General features: G+C 69.1%; 21 protein-coding genes. 13 read left to right on the forward strand and 8 right to left on the reverse strand.

Annotation, left to right across the window (positions count from 1 at the left end; all coding sequences use genetic code 11):
* The first annotated feature begins 200 nt into the window (after window positions 1-200).
* The 6 genes from FHW12_RS14940 (at window position 201) to FHW12_RS14965 (ending at window position 3,582) form a co-directional block, all read left to right on the forward strand.
* A complete protein-coding gene (locus tag FHW12_RS14940; protein WP_182531843.1) occupies window positions 201-740 on the forward strand; it encodes a hypothetical protein in 540 nt (179 codons plus the stop codon).
* Window positions 737-1,279 carry an ankyrin repeat domain-containing protein gene (locus FHW12_RS14945; RefSeq protein WP_182531844.1) on the forward strand — a complete coding sequence of 181 codons (543 nt, stop codon included), beginning with the start codon at window positions 737-739 and terminating at the stop codon, window positions 1,277-1,279. Before FHW12_RS14940 ends, FHW12_RS14945 begins: the two co-directional genes overlap by 4 nt.
* The gene (locus FHW12_RS14950) at window positions 1,276-1,749 is read left to right on the forward strand and encodes a DUF2127 domain-containing protein (RefSeq protein WP_182531845.1); all 474 of its coding nucleotides are present in this window, start codon (window positions 1,276-1,278) and stop codon (window positions 1,747-1,749) included. Before FHW12_RS14945 ends, FHW12_RS14950 begins: the two co-directional genes overlap by 4 nt.
* A gap of 124 nt (window positions 1,750-1,873) precedes the next feature.
* Window positions 1,874-2,032 (forward strand): hypothetical protein, encoded by a 159-nt coding sequence (locus FHW12_RS14955; RefSeq protein ID WP_182531846.1) that lies wholly within the window; start codon window positions 1,874-1,876, stop codon window positions 2,030-2,032.
* Complete coding sequence (locus FHW12_RS14960) at window positions 2,029-2,355, forward strand: hypothetical protein (RefSeq protein ID WP_182531847.1); 327 nt, start codon at window positions 2,029-2,031, stop codon at window positions 2,353-2,355. Before FHW12_RS14955 ends, FHW12_RS14960 begins: the two co-directional genes overlap by 4 nt.
* A gap of 3 nt (window positions 2,356-2,358) precedes the next feature.
* On the forward strand, window positions 2,359-3,582 hold the full coding sequence (locus tag FHW12_RS14965; protein WP_182531848.1) for an NAD(P)/FAD-dependent oxidoreductase: 1,224 nt from the start codon (window positions 2,359-2,361) through the stop codon (window positions 3,580-3,582).
* A 14-nt stretch (window positions 3,583-3,596) separates the two neighbouring features.
* Here the strand turns inward: FHW12_RS14965 and FHW12_RS14970 are convergent, their stop codons facing one another.
* Entirely contained in the window at window positions 3,597-5,828 is a 2,232-nt protein-coding gene (locus FHW12_RS14970; RefSeq protein ID WP_182531849.1) for an EAL domain-containing protein, read from the reverse strand.
* A gap of 240 nt (window positions 5,829-6,068) precedes the next feature.
* On the opposite strand from FHW12_RS14970, the gene FHW12_RS14975 reads away from it, so the two are divergent.
* Together FHW12_RS14975 and FHW12_RS14980 are read left to right on the forward strand one after the other, a co-directional pair.
* Window positions 6,069-6,668, forward strand: coding sequence for a hypothetical protein (locus tag FHW12_RS14975; protein ID WP_182531850.1), 600 nt, complete (start codon window positions 6,069-6,071; stop codon window positions 6,666-6,668).
* The gene (locus FHW12_RS14980) at window positions 6,665-7,093 is read left to right on the forward strand and encodes a nuclear transport factor 2 family protein (RefSeq protein WP_182531851.1); all 429 of its coding nucleotides are present in this window, start codon (window positions 6,665-6,667) and stop codon (window positions 7,091-7,093) included. Before FHW12_RS14975 ends, FHW12_RS14980 begins: the two co-directional genes overlap by 4 nt.
* 23 nt (window positions 7,094-7,116) lie before the next feature.
* Here the strand turns inward: FHW12_RS14980 and FHW12_RS21635 are convergent, their stop codons facing one another.
* The 6 genes from FHW12_RS21635 to parE form a co-directional block, all read right to left on the reverse strand.
* Window positions 7,117-7,620: a putative metal-binding motif-containing protein gene (locus FHW12_RS21635; RefSeq protein WP_182531852.1), complete on the reverse strand. Its 504-nt coding sequence runs from the start codon at window positions 7,618-7,620 to the stop codon at window positions 7,117-7,119.
* Between the two features lie 87 nt (window positions 7,621-7,707).
* A complete protein-coding gene (locus FHW12_RS14990) occupies window positions 7,708-8,856 on the reverse strand; it encodes a DUF11 domain-containing protein (protein WP_182531853.1) in 1,149 nt (382 codons plus the stop codon).
* Between the two features lie 416 nt (window positions 8,857-9,272).
* Window positions 9,273-11,093: a DUF885 domain-containing protein gene (locus FHW12_RS14995; protein WP_182531854.1), complete on the reverse strand. Its 1,821-nt coding sequence runs from the start codon at window positions 11,091-11,093 to the stop codon at window positions 9,273-9,275.
* A 135-nt stretch (window positions 11,094-11,228) separates the two neighbouring features.
* The gene (locus tag FHW12_RS15000) at window positions 11,229-11,399 is read right to left on the reverse strand and encodes a hypothetical protein (RefSeq protein ID WP_182531855.1); all 171 of its coding nucleotides are present in this window, start codon (window positions 11,397-11,399) and stop codon (window positions 11,229-11,231) included.
* Window positions 11,396-12,460, reverse strand: a complete 1,065-nt coding sequence (locus FHW12_RS15005) for a serine hydrolase domain-containing protein (protein WP_182531856.1) — start codon at window positions 12,458-12,460, stop codon at window positions 11,396-11,398. Before FHW12_RS15005 ends, FHW12_RS15000 begins: the two co-directional genes overlap by 4 nt.
* 139 nt (window positions 12,461-12,599) lie before the next feature.
* Window positions 12,600-14,489, reverse strand: coding sequence for a DNA topoisomerase IV subunit B (gene parE, locus FHW12_RS15010; RefSeq protein ID WP_182531857.1), 1,890 nt, complete (start codon window positions 14,487-14,489; stop codon window positions 12,600-12,602).
* A gap of 159 nt (window positions 14,490-14,648) precedes the next feature.
* On the opposite strand from parE, the gene mdtD reads away from it, so the two are divergent.
* Entirely contained in the window at window positions 14,649-16,064 is a 1,416-nt protein-coding gene (mdtD, locus tag FHW12_RS15015; RefSeq protein ID WP_182531858.1) for a multidrug transporter subunit MdtD, read from the forward strand.
* An 81-nt stretch (window positions 16,065-16,145) separates the two neighbouring features.
* Here mdtD and FHW12_RS15020 read toward each other — a convergent pair whose 3' ends face one another.
* Window positions 16,146-17,744: a hypothetical protein gene (locus tag FHW12_RS15020; RefSeq protein ID WP_182531859.1), complete on the reverse strand. Its 1,599-nt coding sequence runs from the start codon at window positions 17,742-17,744 to the stop codon at window positions 16,146-16,148.
* A gap of 242 nt (window positions 17,745-17,986) precedes the next feature.
* Here FHW12_RS15020 and FHW12_RS15025 point away from each other — a divergent pair, with 242 nt between their 5' ends.
* From FHW12_RS15025 to eno, 4 genes are all read left to right on the forward strand, one after another.
* Window positions 17,987-19,660 (forward strand): CTP synthase, encoded by a 1,674-nt coding sequence (locus tag FHW12_RS15025; protein WP_182531860.1) that lies wholly within the window; start codon window positions 17,987-17,989, stop codon window positions 19,658-19,660.
* Window positions 19,657-20,487: a 3-deoxy-8-phosphooctulonate synthase gene (gene kdsA / locus FHW12_RS15030; protein ID WP_182531861.1), complete on the forward strand. Its 831-nt coding sequence runs from the start codon at window positions 19,657-19,659 to the stop codon at window positions 20,485-20,487. The genes FHW12_RS15025 and kdsA overlap by 4 nt, the downstream gene beginning before the upstream one ends.
* Before the next feature lie 132 nt (window positions 20,488-20,619).
* Window positions 20,620-20,979 (forward strand): hypothetical protein, encoded by a 360-nt coding sequence (locus FHW12_RS21370; RefSeq protein ID WP_182531862.1) that lies wholly within the window; start codon window positions 20,620-20,622, stop codon window positions 20,977-20,979.
* On the forward strand, window positions 20,976-22,271 hold the full coding sequence (gene eno / locus FHW12_RS15040; protein ID WP_182531863.1) for a phosphopyruvate hydratase: 1,296 nt from the start codon (window positions 20,976-20,978) through the stop codon (window positions 22,269-22,271). Before FHW12_RS21370 ends, eno begins: the two co-directional genes overlap by 4 nt.
* Window positions 22,272-22,278: the final 7 nt, after the last annotated feature.

Consider the following 22,278-nt stretch of genomic DNA (forward strand, 5'->3'; position numbering starts at 1 on the left):
CGGAGTATGCGCCTTTCCCGATCGGGCGCGGCGCGCGCCATGCACGTCCGGACGGCTGACCCGCGCGGCGCCTTGGAGAAGGCGCGGCCGGCGTGGATACTTGGCGGGACGCCCGACGTCTCGTGACATGGTTCGCGCGGCGCCGTCGCGCGGCGCCGCCGATCGTGCCGGAACGCGGCGGCCTCGACCCGGGAACCGGAATGACCGCAACCAACACCCGCTCGACCTTCGTCACCGTCGTCGCATGGATCTTCATCGTGCTGTCGGGCTTCGCCACCTTCGTCGGCGCGTTGCAGAACATCATGGTCGCGACCGTGTTCTCGAAACCCGAGTTCGAAGCCGCGATGCGCGCTCCGCCACCGGGCGCGCCGCCGCTCGCGGCGTTCATGCTCGGCCACCTGCGCCTGTTCATCCTCGCGGTGCTGCTGGTGTCGGCACTCACGCTTGCTTCTTCGATCGGCCTGCTGCTGCGCAGGAACTGGGCGCGCCTCGTATTCATCGGCCTCATGCTGCTCGGCATGCTCTGGAGCATCGGCAGCGTGCTGCTGCAAGTGGCGATGTTCTCGTCTATGCGCGAACAGTTCCACGCAGTCAAGGGTGGGCCGGACATGACGGCGTTCGTCGCGGCGATCGTCGCTTTCAGCGCAGTGTTCGCGATCGGCTTCGCCGGACTCTACGGCTGGATCGCGAAGCGGCTGGCGTCGCGCGAGATCGCGGCGGAGTTCGGCGGTGATCCGTGAAGGCGCTCGCCTTCCTGCTGCTGATCGGTTCGACCGGTGCGGCCGCGGCAGCCTCCCGCGATCGGGTGATCGACTACTTGTCACTCTGCCATGCGACGGCCGCGCACGACGAGTTGCTCGTGAGGGCATTGCTCGATCGCGGCGCGCCGGTCGACGCGCCCGCGTCGACCGACGTGCTCGCGAGTCACGCCAGCGAGGTGGATTCTCCGTTGCAGACGGCTGCGGGAGACGGCGACGCGAAGCTCGTGAGATTGCTGCTCGCGCACAAGCCATGGGTCGACCACCGGTGCTGCACGGATCCGCCTGCGCTCGGCATCGCCGTTGCTGCGGGGCACGTCGAAGTGGTGAGACTCCTGCTCGAGGCGGGTGCTGACCCGTCGATCACGAGCGTCTACGACAAGCCGCAGCTCGAGACGCCGCTCGACGTGGCGCGCCGCAAGGGGTACGCGGCGATCGCCCGCATGATCGAGCGCGCTGCCGAGGAGAAGGCCCGGGCCAAGCCGTCATCGGCGCCGTCCCGCGGCGGCCGGTTTCCGTGAGCGGTCACCGCGCCATCGACGTGGTCGCCGCCGTCGAGGCATTCAAGGGCGCGATCGTGCTGGTCGCCGCGTCGGGTCTCGCGATACTCGTGCACGAGGACGTCGGCGCGATCGCCGAGGCGCTGGTGCGTCACACGCACCTCAACCCGGCATCGCGTTATCCGCGCATCTTCATCGAAGCGGCGGGGCACCTGCAGGATGCGCACCTGCTGTGGCTCGCTTGCGGCGCGGCCGCGTATTCGACCTTGCGTTTCGTCGAAGCCTGGGGCCTGTTCCGGCGCGCTGCCTGGGCCGAAGTGCTCGCGGCGGCGAGCGGTGCGATCTACGTTCCGTTCGAAGTCGCCGGCGTCCGGCATCATGTCGGCTGGATCGGCCTCGGCAGCCTCGTGCTCAACCTGCTCGTCGTCGCCGTGATGCTCGCGGCGCTGTGGCGACGCCGAAGCGGGGCGGGCCGTGCATCGCGGCCCTGAGACGAGGCATCGCGCAGGAAACTGGCCGTTGCATGAACACCGCGCAGCGCATTCAGGCACCGCTCCGCGCGCGGGCGCTAGCGTCGCCGTCGTCGATTCCCGCGAGGATGCGCCGATGTGCGCGATGCCGCTGCTGCTGCCGATCTTCAAGCTCGCGCGCTCGCGCGCTCTGCCGTTCGTGCCGATCCGGCCGCTGCTCGCGCCCGCAGCCGTCGCACCGGCGCGTACGCATACCGCAGATCGGCACGCGACGGCGGGTCCGTGGCGGAGGACCGCATCGTGAGGCTTCTCGCGCATGTAGCGACGATGATGGCCGCGGTCGCGCTCGGCGCGTGCGCGACCCCCGGCATGCACGTCGGCGACGGTGGTTCGCACGCGTCGTCGGACGCGGCATGGGCCGCGCTCGACAGCAACGCCGATGGCGCGCTGTCGCTCGACGAACTCGAACGGCAGCACGCGGTCGCATTGCAGGAGGACCTGCCGAACGCGGACGCCGACCATGACGGCCGCGTGTCGCATGCCGAATTCGATGCCTGGTGGCCGTGGATGACGCGCGTGCCCGAGCCGGCGAGCATGGCTCGCCTCAACGCGAGTTCGAGCCGCTGAGGCGTGGACCTCAAGAGCGGCTATCCGTTCTGGACGGTCCGCAGCGGCCTGATCGGTTCCTTTCCCGCACTCGATCGCCCGATCGAGTGCGACGTCGCGATCGTCGGCGCGGGCCTCGGCGGCGCATTGATCGGCCGACGCCTGCAGCTCGACGGCCATCGAGTCGTGCTCATCGACCGGCGCGAGGTGGGCTGGGGCAGCACGGCGGCGACCACGGCGTTGCTGCAGTACGAACTCGATACGGAAATGCGCGACCTCGCCGCGCGTCACGGCAGCGACGCGGCGAAGGTCGCCTATCGATCCTGCGCGGCGGCGCTCGATGTGCTGTGCAGCGAGATGGCGCGCTTCCGCGGCATCGGATTCCGGCGAGCGCGCAGCCTCTATTTCGCGTCACGCGAATCCCATCGCGATCGCCTGCGCAGCGAGTGGCAGCGCCGTCGCGATGCGGGGCTGCGCGCGGACTGGCTCGAACACGATGCGCTGCACCGGCGATTCGGCATCGACGCCGCCGCGGCGATCCTCACCCGGCCGGCGGCGCAACTCGATCCATACCGGAGCTGCCACGCGTTGCTGCGCGCGATCGTGCGCAGCGGCGGCCGCGTGTTCGACCGTACGACGATGACCGGCTTCGCGGTGCGAGCGCGTGGCGTGCGCGTCGACACCGATCGTGGCGCAAGCGTGCGCGCACGCCACCTCGTCGTCGCCGGAGGCTACGAATCGCAGTGCTGGCTCGACGCGCGCGTCGCGTGCAACCGCAGCAGCTACGCGTTCGTGACCGATCCTCGCGCGGATCTCGCGCGCCTTCGCGGCATGCTCGCGTGGGAAACGGCCCGGCCGTACCTGTACCTGCGCGTGACCGATGACGACCGCGTGCTCGTCGGCGGAGCGGACGACCGCAGCGACGTACCAGCCGTGCGCGACGCGCGCGTTGCGGCCAAGGCGAACCGGCTCGCGCGCGATGCCGGGCGACGACTCGGCACGGTGATCGAGCCGGCGTGGGCCTGGGCCGGCACGTTCGCGGAAACCGAAGACGGTCTGCCGTTCTTCGACGCGCACGCGCAGCACGGCCCGCGCGTGCTGTTCGCGCTCGCCTACGGTGGCAACGGCATCGCCTATGCGCGCCTCGGCGCGGACGTGATCGCCGCGCGCCTGCGGCGGCGTGCGCACCCGTGCGATCGGCTGGTTTCGTTCGCGCGTTTCGATCGGCACGCACGGGCGCCGGCCTAGGTGCCGCCGACGCCTCAGTGCGCCTCGCCGGATGCGGTGGCGCCCGCCGGAGCGAGCAGCACCTCGTCGATCGGCCGTGGACGCGCGAGATGGAACCCTTGCGCCCAGTCGACACCGAGTTCACGCAGCAGCACGAGCGTGGGTTCGTCCTCGACCCACTCGGCGACGGTTTCGGCGCCGTAGGCGCGCGCGATCGCGACGATCGCGCGCACGGTGGCGAGGTCGCGCGGATCGCGCACGAGGTTGCGCACGAAGCTGCCGTCGATCTTGATCACGTTCGCCGGTATCTGCTTGAGGCGCTCGAATGACTGGTAGCCGATGCCGAAGTCGTCGATCGCGATGCAGCAACCGCGTTCGCGCAGTGCGTTGAGCAGCCCGATGGCGTCGCCGGCATGGGTGATCGCCGCGGTCTCGGTGACTTCGAAGCAGAGAGCGCCCGGCACCAGCGAGAAGTCGTCGACGAGGGCGAGCAGGTCGCGCGCGAAGCTGAGCGAGGCGAGCGATTGGCCGGCGAGGTTGACGCTGAGGCGGCTGATCGGCAGGCGCGCGCCGTCGTGCCTGCGTAGCCAGCGGTCGAGCGATCGCACCACCGCGAGGTCGAGTTCCGCCATCCGCCGGTCCGCCTGCAGCTCGCGCAGGAACTCCTCGGGCAGCAGCAGGCGGCCGACCTCGTCCTGCAGGCGGCAGAGGATCTCGCCGTGGGCGCCGCTGTCCGCTGCATGTCCGGAGAGGGCGACGAGCGGCTGGCAATACAGCTCGATCTCGCCGGCGCGGATGCGCGCCAGCGCATTGGTCGAAACCTGCAGCGAGCGTCCGTGGGTCGAAAACGCCTCGCGCGCGTCGCGCGAGCCCGCGTGCAGCGGTCGCAGCTCGCCGCGGTCGCGCGCTTCCATCGCCACGTCGGACGCGCGTGCCATGCGCACCTCGAAGCCCTCGCCGTCGACTTCGCCGGCGACGCCGAGGTAGGGCAACACGCGCACCGGCCGCTCGAGCCAGAGGAACTCGCCGCCGTGGAGGCGGCGCAGCACGGCGTCCCAGGCCGCCGTGGCCGCATCGCCGCGCGGATCACCGTGCAGGAGGACGACCAGATGGCCGGTGCCGATGTCGTAGGTTTCGCCGATGTCGCGCAGCAGGTCGGCGATCCAGCGCGACAGCGTCGCCTGCGCGCGCAGCCCGAGGCCGGCGAGGATCGATTCGCTGCGGTCGAGCAGCACGAATCCGAGCGGGGGCAGCGCGCTGATCGCGCAACGGCGGCGCAGCGCCGACAGGTTGGGCAGGTCGGACAGGGGGTCGTGCAGGCTCGCGCGCTGGTGCCGCTGCGCGGCGGCATCGCGTTCGTAGCCGTAGAGCAGCAGTGCGAGCACGAGCCAGAGCGCGATCACGCATTCGATCGCGAAGCGCAGCAGCAGCGCGGTGTCGAGCAGGGTCTTGGGACCGGCGTTGCGGGCGAGCGCGCAGACGAACAGGAATTCGGCGAGCACGAGCGCGGTCATGCTGAAACGCAGGCTGCATCGTTTCGCGGCGAGCACGAGCAGGGCCGCCACGAGCAGGCGGTAGTCGGTGAAGGCCGTCAGCACGGCATCGACGGCCGCTGAATCGATCGGTGCGACCCGCAGTGCGAGCGCGGGCACGCCGATCCCGACGAGGAGCAGCGTCCACGGCACGCGTACCGCATCCTCACCTGCACTGCGCCCGCCCGTCGTGTGCGTCGCGAACACGATCACCGGCAGGCTGACGATGAGCACGCCGAACAGCTTGGCGAACAGGACCTGCGCCGCCTCGTTGGCGGCCACGATCGGGCCCGCGTACGGCTCGATGTAGAGGCCGGCGAACAGGGCGACGGCGATCGGGTAGGCGAGCATGCCGACGAGCGCGAAGCCCGGCAGATCGCGCGCCGCGAAGACGAACGGCTGGCGTGCGGACGGAGCCAGCCAGCGTGCAGCCGCGCGCAGGCCCGCGTAGGTAAGTGCATAACTGAGCGCGCCGCCGGCATAGACGAGCGCGCCGCCGCCCTCGAACAGTGCGACGCGCGAGGCCCATGAAGCGAACGCGACGACCACGCAGACCGCCAGGCTCGCGCGGTCGCGATACAGCATGGCGACGGCGAACAGCCATCCTGCGTGCAGGTGCGCGAGCGACCCCTGCGCCGGGATGTCGAAGAACGTCGCGCGATAGGGCACGTCGACCCAGAAGAGGGCCGTGCATACCAGCGCGAGGATCCCCTTGCGTCGCCACTCGCGACCCATGCGAACCCGTCCCCTTCCGCGGATGACCGACACGAGCCGGTCGCATCGCGTCGGCGACACTCTAGTCCTTTGCAGGCGACGATGTAAAACCCGCCTGCATCGGCGATCGGTGGCGCGGGTCGCGGATGAGACGATCATGTATCGCGCCACGGTGCATTCTGCGCGTCGTCGCCGATCCGGCGCGCCATGCCGATACAATCGCACGATCGGCCATCGACGGCCGGCGGGAGCCCGTACCCCATGCGCCTCGAAGAGATCCTGCGCGGCCGCCCGCTGCTCGGATGGCTGACCGAACTCGCGCTCGTCAGCGCCGGCGTGTTCCTCGCGCTGCTCGCCGACCAGTGGCGCGAGAGCCGCGAGCATCGCCAACTCGCGGCCGACGCGCTGCGCAATTTCGCCGAGGAGATGCGCGTCAACCGCAAGGCGGTCGCCGACGTGCGCGCCTACCACGAGCGGCTCGCCCGCGACATCGACGCCTTCCTCGCGAGCGACGTCCCGAAGACGATGCAGGGTTTCCAGGTCGCGACGCAGTTCCGCGGCGTGCAGCCGGTCGTGTTCGAGCACACCGCGTGGGACCTCGCGCTCGCGACGCAGGCCCTGTCGTACCTGCCGCAGGATATCGCCTATGCGATTTCCCGCGTGTACACGCAGCAACAGACGTTCCAGACCTACGAGAACAACTTCGCGCAAGGCATGTTCAGCCCGAGCACGTTCCAGAACGACGACACCCGCGCGCTCGCGCGCGCGATGCTGGTATACGTCACCGACGTCAACATCCAGGAACCGAAGCTCGTGCAGTCCTACGACGAGGCGCTGCCGCGCATCATGGTGGCACCGTGAGCGCGGCCACGGACCCGCTCCGCGAGATCCTCGCGCGCTACGCGCGGGCCGTGCTCGCCAAGGACGTCGACGCGTTCGTCGCGCTCTACGCCGACGACCTCCAGGTATTCGACATGTGGGGTGCATGGTCGCTGCGCGGCGTCGACGCGTGGCGCACGATGGCGACGGACTGGTTCTCCTCGCTCGGCGACGAGCGCGTCGTCGTCGGCGTCGAGGAGGCCGCCTGCACGGCGATGGGCGATCTCGCGTTCGGCCACGCGATCCTCACCTACGCGGCGCAGGCCGCGGACGGGACGCCGCTGCGCGCGCTGACCAATCGCATCACGCTCGGCCTGCGGCGCGTCGGTGGCGAATGGCAGATCGCGCACGAGCACACGTCCGCGCCGATCGACCACGCGACGACGAAGGCGATCCTGCACCGTTGATCGGCGTCGCCCGGCGCGCGCGCTCAGCCGGCACTTTCGAATCCCGACGCGAAGATCGGATCCGGCGCGATGATCACCTGGTCGCCGTCGTGGTCGGCGGCATCGTTCGACGGATGGTCCGCGGCGTCCTCGTCGGCGAGTCCGTCGCAGTCGTCGTCGACGTAGTTGCCGACGACTTCGACGGCGCCGGGATGGATGCTGCCGGCGGTGTCGTTGCAGTCGCCCATCGCGAGGCTGACGCCGTCGCCGTCGAGGTCGTTGATGTCGCCCGACGGGTTGTCGTTCGCATCCTCGTCGGCGAGCCCGTCGCAATCGTCGTCGACGCGATTGCCGACGATCTCGACATGGCCGGGATAGACGTTGGGATCGTTGTCGTTGCAGTCGCCGCCGCCCGGCGTGGCGCCGTGCGGCGGACGCATTTCCCACATCGGGGCGCGCGCGGCGACCGTCGTGGACGCAATGGTGGCGAGGACGACGACAGCAAGCCCGACGAGAGCAGGGCCGAACCGGACGAGGAAAGCGTTCATCGTGCTGCTCCGCGGTGGCGTCGGCACGAGTGTCGCACGCGGCTTCGCCGAAGCGAATCCGCGCGCGCCTCGCCCGACGCGGCGGGCTCAGGGCAGTTCGAACCCGTTCGCGAAGATCGTGTCGTCGATGGCGAGCGTGGCGATGTCGTTGCCTGCGTCCGTGTCGTTCGACGTCGTCGCCGCCTGCACGGTGACGAGCGAACTCGGCGTGCCGTCGTAGGTCGCTGCGATCGTCACCGTCGCCACATCGCCGCCGAACAGCACGGGCAGGGTGCAGGTGGGAATGCCGGTCGGATCCTCGGCGCAGCCGGTCGTGCTCGCGGCGCTGAGCGACGCGGGCAGGGTGATCGTCAACGTCGGCGCGAGCGCGCGCGCGGGGCCCGCGTTGGGGACCTGCACGTCGAGCGAGACTGCACCGGCCGGCGTCGGTTCCGCGGGCGCGATCGACAGCGTCGGCGACAGGTCGACGTCGCAACTGTTCGGCCCGACGAGGGCAAGTCCGCGGACGTCGTCGGGCGTGGTGCCGTACTGCGGCGTGACCGTGCCGTCCGGCGCGAAGGTGTTGAACGCACTGTTGATGTTCGACGTGATGAACACGCCGGTGCACTCGTCCCACACCGCGCCGAAGGTTTCGCCGTTGGTCGCGCCGACGATCGGAATGTTCGTGACGGTGTACGGCGGCGAGGACTCGAGCTTCTCGAATACGACCGTACCGTTGCCGGACCAGTGGTAGAGCATGCCGTCGCGCGGCTCGAAAGCGATGACTTCGCCGTCGGCGCCGTTGCCGAGCGCACTCGCGAGCGTGACGCTCGCGTTGCCCTTGTCGATGAGGTAGAGCGTTTCCGGCACCGTCGCACCGTCGCCGGTGACGCCGAACAGCTGGCCGTCGGCGCGGAAGGCGAGCGACGAGAAGTTGTCGCCGAGGTTGCCGATCTCGACGCCGACCGCGGTGTCGAGGTCGATCGTGACGAGCAAGCGACCGGTGACGCCGCTCGCCTTGACGACCGCGTACGCGATGTTCGTGGTCGGGTCGATCGTGACGGAATTGGTGCCCGTGATCGTACGCGTCGGCACATCGATGGCGTTCGTCGTGATGGCCGCGCCGGTCACCATGTCCAGCTTGTAGAACTGGTTCTGGAACGGGCTTGCGCCGTAGAGTTGCGCCTGCGCCGCGGGCGCGAGCGCCACGCCGGCGGCATAGGCCGCTGCGCGGAGGGCTTTCGATCGAGTGTTCATGACGGCTCCCCAGGTCGGATCGAAGGGTGTCGATCGCTGCGCCGCGTCCCGGGCCGAGTGCACTGCCCGGGGGAGGCGGGCAGCGAAAAGCATACTCCTGTGGGCGGAGTGCAGTCGTTCTCCCGTTGCGCGGGCATCGGTCGCGCCGTGGCGCATGCGGCGCCGACCCGTTCGGCGAACACACACGGCTCCGGTGCCGGAGCCGCGTGCACGGCGGATTGGTCCGCGACGCCGCCACGTCCCCGGCGCGCTTCTCAGCGGGCCCGCGTGCGGTCGCCACGGGAAGCGCAGGATGCCCGAGCGCGCATTCGGATTGCGTTAGCGCGCGGGCGTCCTTACATGCGCCTCGATCGGTCGTTCATGCGGCGGTCGGCGAAGTGGCGCGTTCGCGTCGCTGCGCCGGCGTGGGCGTACGCTCACGTCGATTGCTTCTGCTTGATCCAGTCCTCGATCACGCGCTGCAGCAACGCGAGCGGCAGCGAGCCGTGGGTAAGCACCTGGTCGTGGAATTCGCCGAGCTCGAACTTCGCGCCGAGCGCCTGCTTGGCGTGCTCGCGCAGCTCGAGGATCTTCAGCATGCCGGCCTTGTAGGCGAGCGCCTGGCCGGGATCGACGAAGTAGCGTTCGATCTCCGAGGTAACGGAACTTTCGGCCATGCCGGTGTTGTCCATCATGTACTGGATCGCCTGTTCGCGCGTCCAGTGCTTGTAGTGGATGCCGGAATCGACGACGAGGCGCACCGCCCGCATCATCTCGTCGCGCAGGCGGCCGAGGTCGTCGAGCGGGTCCTTCTCGAAGCCGAGTTCCCAGGCGAGGCGTTCGGCGTACAGCGCCCAGCCTTCGGCGTACGCGGTGAACGGCAGCACGCGGCGGAAGAATGGCACGCCCTGGAGTTCCTGCGCGATCGAAATCTGGAAGTGGTGGCCGGGGATGCCCTCGTGGTAGGCGAGCGTGCGCATGCCCCATTTCGGGTTCTCGGTGGTGTCGCGCATGTTCGCGTAGAACACGCCGGGTCGCGTGCCGTCGAACGAGCCGGGTTCGTAGTACGCGCCCGGCGCGGTCTTTTCGGAGAACGCGGGCACCGGCTTGACCACGACGCCGAGCTTCGGCCGCACGTGGAACGCCGAGCCGAGTCCGGCGTTCACCTCGTCGAGGATCGCCTGGTACTGCTTGAGCATCGCGTCCTTGCCTTCCGGCGTGTTCGGATAGGCCGCGTCGGGCATATGGGCGAGCTGCTGCACGCGCGGGCCGATCGGTCCCTCGGCGAGGCCCTGCGCCTTCAGGATCGCGTCCATCTCCGTGCTCACGCGCGCGACTTCGGCGAGGCCGAGCGCGTGCACCTGTTCGGGCGTCATGTCCGTGGTCGTGTGCATGCGCACGCACCACGCGTAGTAGGCGTCGCCGTCGGGCAGGCTCCACGCGCCGTCGTTGCGCGTGACCTTCGGCTGCAGCTCGGCGAAGTGGTCGATCAAGGTGCGGTAGGCCGGGTACACGCTGCGTTCGATCGAGGTGGCGACGCGCGCGAGCAGCACGTCGCGGTCGGCGGCCGGGATCGCGTCGTCCGGCAGCTTGCCGAGCTTGTCCTTGAAGCTCGTGTAGAGCATGTGCTCCTTCGGCTGCGGCGCGATGAAGCCGCGCATCTGCGCGAGCACTTCGTCGACGGTGAACTTCGGCGGCACCACGCCCTTCGCCTCGCGTTCCTTCAAGCCGTCGATGACCTGGGCGAACTTCTGCGGGAACAGGTCGAGCCGCGCGACGTAGGCGTCGGCGTCGTGGCGATTGTTGACCTGGTGCGTCTGCGCCATGAAGTTCGGCAGGCTCGATTGCACGCCGAACATCTGGTTGACCGGGAAATCGTGGCCGCGGAATTTGTCGCCTTCGACCTGGATCGCTAGGAAGTAGTCGAGTACGTCGTAGGACAGCTGGCCGGCCGGGTCGAGCGCGGTGCGGTCGTAGCGGTGCAGCATGTCGAGGTCGTCGCGCACCATCTGCGCCATCTCGGCCTCGTGCTGCGGCGACGCGTCGTCGAGCTTGCCACTGTAGAAGTCCGCCCACGGCGGCAGGATGCGCAGGCTGCTGAGCAACTCCGGGCTCTTCAGCGCGAATTGCGCGAACACGCGTCCGTAGAACCAGTCGATCGAATACGGCTTGAAGTACCAGACGTGCACGAAGAACGCGCCGCCGAGCACGAGCACGAGCAGGACCAGGCGCAACAGCCATTTCAACAAGGTACGCATCACGACTCCTCCCGGGAAGCGCGCAGCCTAGCGCAGGCGGCGCGACACGGGGAGCGGGCGGCGTCGGTACGCGGTCGCCGAGCCGTCCCTACGCCGCATGGCGGAACCCCGGCTCCGCCTTGCGGGGTGCCGCGTTCACGCGGGTCCGTCGCCGGTGCGCCGGCACGGCGGGTGCGCGCCCGGCGCCTTCCATTCGGGATGATCGAACGGGATGTAGCCGGCCCAGTACCACGGGAAGCAGACCGGCCCGAGCGTCGCCTCGATCAGCTGCGGGAAGATCGATTCGCCGTTCGAGCTGTTGCTCATGAGCAGCACGCAGTCGCGCGAGCGCGCGAGGCAGAGCGCGAGGTTGTTGGTGCCGTCGTCGTGGCCCTCCTTGAACCAGGCCGGGCCGCGCGGCGATTCGAAGCGCGCGATGCCGAGCGCGTACGACAACGCGATGCCGTCGTCGTCGTCGGTGTCGGCGACGCCCATCGTCGGGAACTGCTGCGCGGATCGGATGCGCACCTGCGGCGCCTGCCACGCCGCGTGCGTCGCGGTCGCAGGCCGTCGCCACGCACCATCGCGGCGAGCAGATGCGCATAGTCGTCGACCGTCGTGTCCATCGAGCCCGCCGCGCGCACGCTGCCGCGCTGCTTGTGGCCGAGCGCTGCGCCATGCTCGTCGTAGCCGATCGCGACGTTGCCTTCGAAATCGCTGCGCCAGGTCAGTGACGTGCGCGTCATGCCGAAGCGCTCGAACAGATGCGTGCCGAGGTAGTCGCCGACGTCGATGCCGCCGCCATTCTCGAGCGCGAACTGCAGCAGGTTGATGCCTTCGCCCGAATACGCGAAGCGCGTGCCGGGATCGAAGTAGAAGAACAGCTTGCCGTCCGGATCGTACGGCTTGCCCGGCTGCCAGAAGCGGAAATTCGCGAAGCCGGAGCGATGGCTGAGCAGGATGCGTGGCGTCAGCAGGCGCCAGCGTTCGTCGCCGGCGAGGTCGGCGTACTTGTCGTACTCGGGCAGCGGCTTGGCGAGCAGCGCATCGATCGACCGATCGAGGTCGATGCGTCCCTCGTCGGCCATCATCATCACACCGTACGCGAACGTGGCCTTGGTCAGCGACGCGGCGTACATGACCGTGTCGGCCTGCAGCGGCAGCTGCCGCCCGGTGTCGCGTTCGCCGTAGCCCTTCACGTAGACGACCTGGCCGTCTCGGACGAGCGCGAGCGCAAGCCCGGGCACGTGCGCCTGCGCCATCAGCGCCTCGACGCGGCGATCGAGCGCAGCGCGATCGAGGCGGGGCGATTCGCGTGCGCCTGGAGAGGCACAGCCCGCGCAGGTCAGAGCGACGAGGACGACGAGGGAACGGAATGACGCGAACACGTGCAAGGCGGTTCTCCCGATCGGACAAGGAACGCGCGCGCGATCCCGCGCGCGCGGCGGTGGCGACCGCCGGCTCCGCTTCGATGCGGGTCGCCGGCCGCGGGTTTAACGCGCCGGATTCCGTTCGCCGCGAGCAGGCTCAGACCTCGAGCGAAGCGAGGTCGCCCTTCGTCTCGAGCCATTCCTTGCGATCGCTCGCGCGCTTCTTCGACAGCAGCATGTCCATCACCTTCGAGGTGCCGTCGTCGGCCTCGATGGTGAGCTGCACGAGGCGGCGCGTGTCGGGATGGATCGTCGATTCGCGCAGCTGCGACGGATTCATCTCGCCGAGGCCCTTGAAGCGCGTGGTGCTGACCGCCCCCCTGATTTTCTCGCGCTGGATCTTCTCGAGCATCGCGTCGCGCTCGGCTTCGTCGAGGCAATAGAACACCTGCTTGCCGACGTCGACGCGGAACAGCGGCGGCATCGCGACGAACACGTGGCCGTCGCGCACGAGTTTCGGGAAATGGCGCAGGAACAGCGCCGACAGCAGGGTCGCGATGTGCAGGCCGTCGGAGTCGGCGTCGGCGAGGATGACGACCTTGCCGTAGCGCAGGCCGGAGATGTCGTCCTTGCCCGGGTCGCAGCCGATCGCGACCGCGAGGTCGTGCACTTCCTGCGAAGCGAGCACCGAACCGGATTCGACCTCCCAAGTGTTGAGGATCTTGCCGCGCAGCGGCAGGATCGCCTGGAAATCCTTGTCGCGCGCCTGTCGCGCGGAACCGCCCGCGGAGTCGCCTTCGACGAGGAACAGTTCGGTACGCGACAGGTCGCTCGACGCGCAGTCGGCGAGCTTGCCGGGCAGGGCCGGGCCCTGCGTGATCTTCTTGCGCACGATCTGCTTCTCGGCCTTGAGCCGGAGCGTCGCGCGCTCGATCGCGAGCTGGGCGATCTTCTCGCCGATCTCGACGTGCTGGTTGAGGTAGAGCGAGAAACCGTCGTGCACCGCGTTCTCGACGAAACCGGCGGCGTCGCGCGAGGACAGGCGTTCCTTCGTCTGGCCGGAGAACTGCGGGTCGGTCATCTTCAGCGACAGCACGAAGCAGAGCCGGTCCCAGACGTCCTCGGGCGCGAGCTTGATGCCGCGTGGCAGCAGGTTGCGGAACTCGCAGAACTCGCGCAGCGCATTGGTGAGGCCGGAACGCAGGCCGTTCACGTGCGTGCCGCCCTGCGCGGTCGGGATGAGGTTGACGTAGCTTTCCTGCGTGAGCTCGCCTTCGGGCAGCCAGGCCACCGCGAACTCGACCGCGCCGTTCTCGCGCTGGTGATGGCCGACATACAGGTCGGCGGGCAGGTATTCGACCGCGCCGAGCATCGAGCGCAGGTAGTCGCGCAGGCCGTCCTCGTAGTACCACTCGAGTTTCTCGCCGCTCGCCTCGTCGGTGAGGCGCACGGTGAGGCCTGCGCACAGCACCGCCTTCGCGCGCAGCACGTGCTTGAGGCGCGCGAGCGCGATCTTCGGCGAGTCGAAGTACTTCGGGTCGGGCCAGAAGCGCACGGTCGTGCCGGTCTGCTTCTTCGGCACGGTGCCGGTCACGCCGAGGTTGCTCGCGCGTTCGCCGTCCTTGAAGTCCATGCGATAGACCTGGCCGTCGCGGCGGATCGTCACCTCGACGCGCTGCGACAGCGCGTTGACGACCGACACGCCGACGCCGTGCAGGCCGCCCGAGAACTGATAGTTGCGGTTGGAGAACTTGCCGCCCGCGTGCAGGCGCGTGAGGATGAGTTCGACGCCCGGGATGCCTTCCTCGGGATGGATGTCGACCGGCATGCCGCGGCCGTCGTCGGCGACTTCGACCGAGCCGTCCGTGAACACGGTCACGTCGATCGTCTTCGCATGCCCGGCGAGTGCTTCGTCGACCGAGTTGTCGATGACTTCCTGCGCGAGGTGGTTCGGCCGCGACGTGTCGGTGTACATGCCCGGCCGGCGCTTGACCGGGTCCAGGCCGGAGAGGACTTCGATGTCGGCGGCGTTGTAGCGACTGCTCATGCAAGGACTCTTGGTACGCGTTGGAGCGTCGGAAACGGGACGCCGGATCGGTTCTTCGCGTCCGGCGGGGGACGCGCAGCAAAACAGCATGGCGAGCACGGCGCCGGGGGTCAAGCGGCCGAGGCGGTTCAGCGATCGTCGACTACACTGCACGCGCCGATGACGACCGAACCGACCGCCGCGACGCCGTCCCGCGCCCTGCTGTGGCTCGTCGCGCTCGGCGTATTCATGCAGATGCTCGACTCGACCATCGTCAACACCGCGCTGCCGGCGATGGCGACCGGGCTCGGCGAGAGCCCGTTGCGCATGCAATCGGTCGTGATCGCCTACTCCCTGACGATGGCGATGCTGATCCCCGCGTCGGGCTGGCTCGCCGACCGCTTCGGCACGCGTCGCGTGTTCTTCGGCGCGATCGTGCTGTTCACGCTCGGCTCGCTGCTGTGCGCACAGTCGCACACGCTCGTGCAGCTCGCGGCGTCGCGCGTCGTGCAGGGCATCGGCGGCGCGATGCTGCTGCCGGTCGGACGCCTCGCGGTGCTGCGCTCGGTGCCGCGCAAGGACTTCCTCGCCGCGATGAGCTTCGTGACGATCCCGGGCATGATCGGCCCGCTGATCGGCCCGACCCTCGGCGGCTGGCTGGTCGAGGCGATCTCCTGGCACTGGATCTTCCTCATCAACCTGCCGGTCGGCGCGATCGCCGCGCTCGCGACCCTGCGCTTCATGCCGGACGCGCGCAGCGCCGTCGCGCGCTTCGACCTCGGCGGCTACTTCATGCTGTCCTTCAGCATGGTCGCGATCTCGCTCGCGCTCGCCGGACTGACCGAGCTCGGCACGCAGCACGCGGGCATGCTCGTGCTGCTGATCTTCGGCCTCGCGAGTTTCGTCGCCTACTGGCTGCACGCGACGCGCAGTCCGCGGCCGCTGTTCCCGCTCGCGCTGTTCGCCGTGCACAGCTACCGCGTCGGCGTGCTCGGCAACCTGTTCTCGCGGCTGGGCAGCGGCAGCATGCCGTTCCTGATCCCGCTGCTGCTGCAGGTCGGCCTCGGTCATTCGCCGACCGAGGCGGGCATGATGATGATCCCGGTCGCGCTCGCGGGGATCGTGTCCAAGCGCCTGATCGTGCCGATCGTGAAGACGTTCGGTTACCGGCGCGTGTTGCTCGTCAACACCTTGCTCGTCGGTGCGGCGATGGCGAGCTTCGCGCTGATCGGGCCGGCGCAGCCGGCATGGCTGCGCATCGTCCAGCTCGCCGCGTTCGGCATGGTCAACTCGCTGCAGTTCACCGCGATGAACACGGTCACCCTGCGCGACCTCGAGGGCGACCTCGCGAGCGGCGGCAACAGCCTGCTGTCGATGGTGATGATGCTGTCGATGAGCCTCGGCGTGGCGATGGCGAGCGGCCTGCTCGCCGCGTTCACTGCGGTGTTCGGTGCCGCGCGTGGCGCGGCGACGCTGCCGGCGTTCCACGCGACCTTCGTCTGCATGGGCCTCGTCACCGCGGTATCGGCGTGGATCTTCTGGCAGCTCGAGGCGAAGCGGCGCTTCCCGGTGTCCGCTCCGGTCGATCCGCTGTAGGCCGGGCCCCGGCCCGCCGCTCCTTCGCGATCGTGTCGCGCGACGCGAGGCGGGCCAAGGCCCGCCCTCCGTACGTGTTCGTCAGCGCGGCGCTTCCATCCCCGACGTGAAGACGCGATCGAACTCGTAGGCGCCGAGGTCGTAGCGGCCGAGGTCGTTCGCGCCCGGGCCTTCGATGCCGCGCGGGGTGCCGTCGAGGTCCGGATCCTCGACCGGTGCGTGGGTGTCGTCGCAGTAGTCGATCGCGCGATTGCCCGCGGCGAGGCGGAAGTCGCCGCGCGCCGGGTCCTGGAACGTGATCGGACCGATGTCGCTGCGGCCCATGCCGCCCTCGATCGCGCCGCTGTCCTTCATGACGCAGTCGGCGGCGAAGATCGGCGCCGCGCCATTGGTGCCGAAGATCATCGGCTTGCCGGAAACGAGCGTCGAATCCATCGAGACGATCGTGCGCGAATTGCCGGGCACGCCGTCGCCGAACAGCAGCAGCGGCCGGCCGGCGTTGTCGGCGAACGTCGCGTACTGGAAGCGCGCGGTGCCTGCGCTCATGCCGATCGTGTCGCACTGCGGTTCGGCGTCGTCGCAGCGATTCCGCACGACGAGCAGGCCGAATCCGCGCAGCGTCGAGTTCTCGTCGGCGATCGACAGCGCCGAGCCGCGCGCCGCCACGTTGCCGCGGACGATCGTGCGAGAAAGGTGGCCGGTGCCGCCGGCACGCACCGCGACGCCGCCGCCGCGCGTCGCGCGGTTGCCGGAGACGCGCAGGCATTCGAGCGACGGTGGGCAGTGGCGGAACGGGCCGGTCAGGTTGCTGGCGAACTGGGCGTAGCCGCCGTCGGTGGCGAACACGCCGCCGCCTTCGCTCGCCTGGTTGTCGCGCACGACGATGTCGTCGGCGAGCAGCATGCCGTTCGCGCCCGCCACGTGCACGCCGCCGCCGTTGCCGCTGGCGCCGTTGCCGGCGACGAGGAAGCCGGTGATCGGCGTGGCGGGGTCGTCGATGTCGCTGCCGACGTTGACCAGGCCACCCGAGATCGCGACGCCGCCGCCGGACACGGCGAGGTTGTCGTGCACGGCGACCGCTTGCGGGCGGATGTTCGCCGTCGCGGTCTCGACATACAGGCCACCGCCGAACGTCGCCTGGTTGTCGTGGACGTCGACGTTGCGCTCGAGGACGAGGCGCGCGCTCGCACCGGACACGCCGATGCCGCCGCCGTAGATCGCGCGGTTGTGGTGGATGGCGACGTCGGCGACGTGCACACGCGCGACGCCTTCGATGGCGACGCCGCCGAAGCTGCCGATGTCGCCGCCGATGCCGCCGCCGCTGATCTCGAGGTGTTCCAGGCGAACGTCGACGCCGTCGCCGTTCGGGCCGAACACGGCGACGGTGGCCCAGGTGCCGGTTCCCTCGAGGCGGGTGTTGCCGGTCGGCGTCGCGTCGCCGCAGGCGGCATGCCCGCCGACGAGGTTCACCGACGTGTGAATGTCGAGGGCGAGCCCGGCGTAGGGTTGGTCGTCGGCGAGGCGGATCGTGTCCACCTCGGGCGTGCCGGCGGCGATCGCGAGCGCCTCGCCGACCGAATGGGCGGTGCAGGCGGCACCGGCGCCCACGCTGATGTCGGCGGCCCGCGCCGACGTCGAGGCGAGGCCGAACACGGCCGACAACAGGAAGAAGAATCGCATCGATGGGCTCCGTCGTGACCGCCCATGGCGGCCGTCACCCCTCAGAACGGCGCCACGGCGGGCTTCCTATCACGAGGCGCGTCGTAGCCGGGCGCGTCCGTTCGACGGATGTTCAGCTTGGCGGAAAGGTGGGCGCGCGCGGGTCGGGAGGGCGACCGCTGCGGCGATTCGCGCCGATGCGCAAGGGTGCGCGGGAACGGCGGAGCCACTAGAATACGGGTTTCCGGCAGAAAGCTCCGTCCATGACCCCCCTCATTTTCGTGACCGGCGGCGTGGTGTCCTCGCTTGGCAAGGGCATCGCCGCTGCGTCGCTGGCTGCCATCCTCGAAGCACGCGGGCTGCGCGTGACGATGATGAAGCTCGATCCGTACATCAACGTCGACCCGGGCACGATGAGCCCGTTCCAGCACGGCGAGGTGTACGTCACCGACGACGGCGCCGAAACCGACCTCGACCTAGGCCACTACGAGCGCTTCGTGCGCACGCGGTTGACCGGCAAGAACTCCATCACGACCGGCAAGATCTACGAGAGCGTGATCGCCAAGGAGCGCCGCGGCGACTACCTCGGCGCGACCGTGCAGGTGATCCCGCACATCACCGACGAGATCAAGCACCGCATCTACGAGGCGACGCAGGGTTACGACGTCGCGCTGGTCGAGATCGGCGGCACGGTCGGCGACATCGAATCGTTGCCGTTCCTCGAGGCGATCCGCCAGATCCGCATCGAGCACGGCGCCGAGCAGGCGATCTTCATGCACCTCACGCTGGTGCCTTACATCAAGGCCGCCGGCGAGATCAAGACCAAGCCGACGCAGCATTCGGTGAAGGAACTGCGTTCGATCGGCATCCAGCCCGACGTGCTGCTGTGCCGCTGCGAGCAGCCGCTGCCGCAGAGCGAGCGGCGCAAGATCGCGCTGTTCACCAACGTGCCCGAGAAAGCGGTCATCAGCGCGACCGACGTCGACGTCATCTACCAGCTGCCGATGTGGCTGCACAGCCAGGGCCTCGACGAGATCGTCATCGACAAGCTGCGCCTCGCGGCGAAGCCGGCGGACCTGTCCGGCTGGGAGCGCACGGTCGAGGCGGTCGAGCACCCGCAGGGCGAGGTCACGATCGCGATCGTCGGCAAGTACGTCGAGCACAAGGACGCCTACAAGTCGCTCGGCGAGGCGCTGCGCCACGGCGGCATCAAGCAGAAGACCCGCGTGAACCTGCGTTGGGTCGAATCGGAGGAGATCGAACGCAAGGGCGCCGACATGCTCAAGGACGCCGACGGCATCCTCGTGCCGGGCGGCTTCGGCAAGCGCGGCTTCGAAGGCAAGATCGCCGCGGCGCGCTACGCGCGCGAGCATCGCATCCCGTATTTCGGCATCTGCTACGGCATGCACGCGGCGGTGGTCGACTTCGCGCGCAGCATCGCCGGTCTCTCCGGCGCGAATTCGAGCGAGAACGACCGCAACTGTTCCGATCCGGTGATCGCGCTGATCACCGAGTGGACGACCGGCGCCGGCGAGGTCGAGAAGCGCGACGAGAGTTCCGACAAGGGCGGCACGATGCGCCTCGGCGCGCAGGAGTGCCGCCTCAAGGCAGGCACGCTGTCGCGCGAGCTGTACGGCCAGGACGTCGTGCGCGAGCGCCACCGCCACCGTTACGAGTTCAACAACCGCTATCGCCAGAAGTTCGAGGACCTCGGCCTCGTCATCTCGGGCAAGTCGATGGACGACCTGCTCGTCGAGATGGTCGAGCTGCCGAACCATCCGTGGTTCGTCGCCTGTCAGGCGCACCCGGAATTCACCTCGACCCCGCGCGACGGCCACCCGCTGTTCATCGGCTTCGTGCGTGCCGCGCGCGAGCAGAAGGCCGTGCGCGAAGCGCCGCGCCTCGCCGCGGCGGATGCGAAGGAAGCGGTGGCATGAACCTCTGCGGGTTCGAGGTCGGCCTCGACAAGCCGCTGTTCCTCATCGCCGGGCCTTGCGTGATCGAGTCGATGCAGCTGCAGCTCGACACCGCGGGCCGGCTCAAGGAGATCACCGGCAGGCTCGGCGTGCCTTTCATCTTCAAGTCGAGCTTCGACAAGGCGAACCGCACCTCCGGCACGAGCTTCCGCGGCCCCGGCCTCGAGCAGGGCCTCAAGGTGCTCGCCGAGGTGAAGCGGCAGGTCGGCGTGCCGGTGCTCACCGACGTGCACGAGTACACGCCAATGGCCGAAGTCGCGAGCGTCGTCGACGTGCTGCAGACGCCGGCATTCCTGTGCCGCCAGACCGACTTCATCCAGAACGTCGCCAGCGCGGGCAAGCCGGTCAACATCAAGAAGGGCCAGTTCCTCTCGCCGTGGGAGATGAAGCACGTCGCGGCGAAGGCGAAGGCGACCGGCAACGAGCAGATCATGGTCTGCGAACGCGGCGCGAGCTTCGGCTACAACAACCTCGTGTCCGACATGCGCAGCCTCGCCGTGATGCGCGACACCGGCTGCCCGGTCGTGTTCGACGCTACCCATTCGGTGCAGCTTCCGGGCGGCGCGGACGGAAAGTCCGGCGGCCAGCGCGAGTTCGTCCCGGTGCTGTCGCGCGCTGCGGTCGCGGTCGGCATCGCGGGCATCTTCATGGAAACGCATCCGGATCCGGACAAGGCGCTCAGCGACGGGCCGAATGCGTGGCCGCTCGGCAAGATGCAGGCGCTGCTCGAGACGCTGGTCGAGTTCGACCGCATCGGCAAGCGCAACGGTTTCCTCGAAACGGTCTGACGGAGGCACGATGCGGTTCGATGGTCGTTGCGCGGTCGCTGTCGTGATCTTCGCGTTCCCGGCGCGCGCAGCCGCGGTCGCATCGCGATGACGTCCGCGCCCAAGGCAAGTCTCGGGCGGATCCGGCGCGCGATGGCGGCGACGGCGTTCCTCGCATGCGCGTGCGCGCACGCGGACGAACCTGCGCCGAAGGTGAACACCGGCCACGACGACTGCACCGGTGCGAGCGTCGTCGCCACCTATTCGCCGCAACTGCAATTCGGCATCGACGGCCAGAACATGTCGCCGTCGATGTTCACCGCCGAAGTCGTCCGGCGACGCGAAGGCCAGCCGCTGCGCTGCGTCATCGTCGTCGCTTCGTGCCGCGACGCGGCGCTCTCGAAGCAGACGTTCAAGGCGCTCAAGCCCTACGGCGTCACGCGCATTTCGTGGCAACCGGACCGCAAATTGTTCCCCGACCCCACCATCAAGATGCCGGAGTGCAAGCAGTGAGCCGAATTGAACGCATCCATGCCCGCGAGATCCTCGATTCGCGCGGCAACCCGACCCTCGAAGCCGAAGTCACGCTCGCCGACGGGTCGCTCGGTCGTGCCGCGGTGCCGTCCGGTGCGTCGACCGGTTCGCGCGAGGCGGTCGAGCTGCGCGACGGCGACAAGGCGCGCTACCTCGGCAAGGGCGTGCGCAACGCGGTCGCCAACGTCAACACGACGATCGCGGAAGCATTGAAGGGCTTCGATGCCGCCGACCAGCGAGGGCTCGATGCGAAGCTGATCGCGCTCGACGGCACGCCGAACAAGGGCAAACTCGGTGCGAACGCGCTGCTCGGCGTCTCGCTCGCCAACGCGCACGCGGTCGCTGCGTCGAAGAAGCTGCCGCTGTGGAAGTACCTCGCGGGTGATCGCGCCGCACGCCTGCCGGTGCCGATGATGAACATCATCAACGGCGGTGCGCATGCGGACAACAACGTCGACATGCAGGAATTCATGGTCCTGCCCATCGGCCTGCCGAGCTTCGCCGAAGGCCTGCGCGCGGGCACCGAGATCTTCCACGCACTGAAGTCGGTGCTGAAGGGGCGCGGCCTCAACACCGCGGTCGGCGACGAAGGCGGCTTCGCGCCGAACCTCAAGTCGAACGAGGAAGCGATCGAGACGATCCTCGCGGCGGTCGAGAAGGCCGGCTACGCGATCGGCAAGGACATCTGGCTCGGCCTCGACGTCGCGAGTTCCGAGTTCTACAAGGACGGCGCCTACCACCTCGAAGGCGAGGGCAAGGTGCTGAGCGCGGAACAGCTGATCGAGTTCTACGCCGGCTGGTGCGCCAAGTATCCGATCGTCACGATCGAGGACGGCATGGCCGAAGGCGACTGGGACGGCTGGAAGAAGCTGACCGATCGCCTCGGCGACCGCGTGCAGCTCGTCGGCGACGACCTGTTCGTCACCAACACGTCGATCTTCAAGCAGGGCATCGACAAGCACATCGCCAACGCGATCCTGATCAAGGTCAACCAGATCGGCACGCTGACCGAAACGCTCGACGCGATCGCGATGGCCGACGCGGCGAAGTACGCCTCGATCATCTCGCACCGTTCGGGCGAGACCGAAGACACGACGATCGCGGACCTTTCGGTGTCGACCGCGGCGACGCAGATCAAGACCGGCTCGCTGTGCCGCTCCGACCGCGTCGCCAAGTACAACCAGCTGCTGCGCATCGAGGAGGCGCTCGGCCCGGCCACGCGCTACGCCGGCAAGGACGCGTTCCCGAACCTGCCGAACTTCGGTCGCTGAGGTTCCG

Origin of the sequence: Dokdonella fugitiva (assembly GCF_014138265.1) — a bacterium.
GTDB classification, from domain to species: Bacteria; Pseudomonadota; Gammaproteobacteria; order Xanthomonadales; family Rhodanobacteraceae; genus Dokdonella_A; species Dokdonella_A fugitiva_A.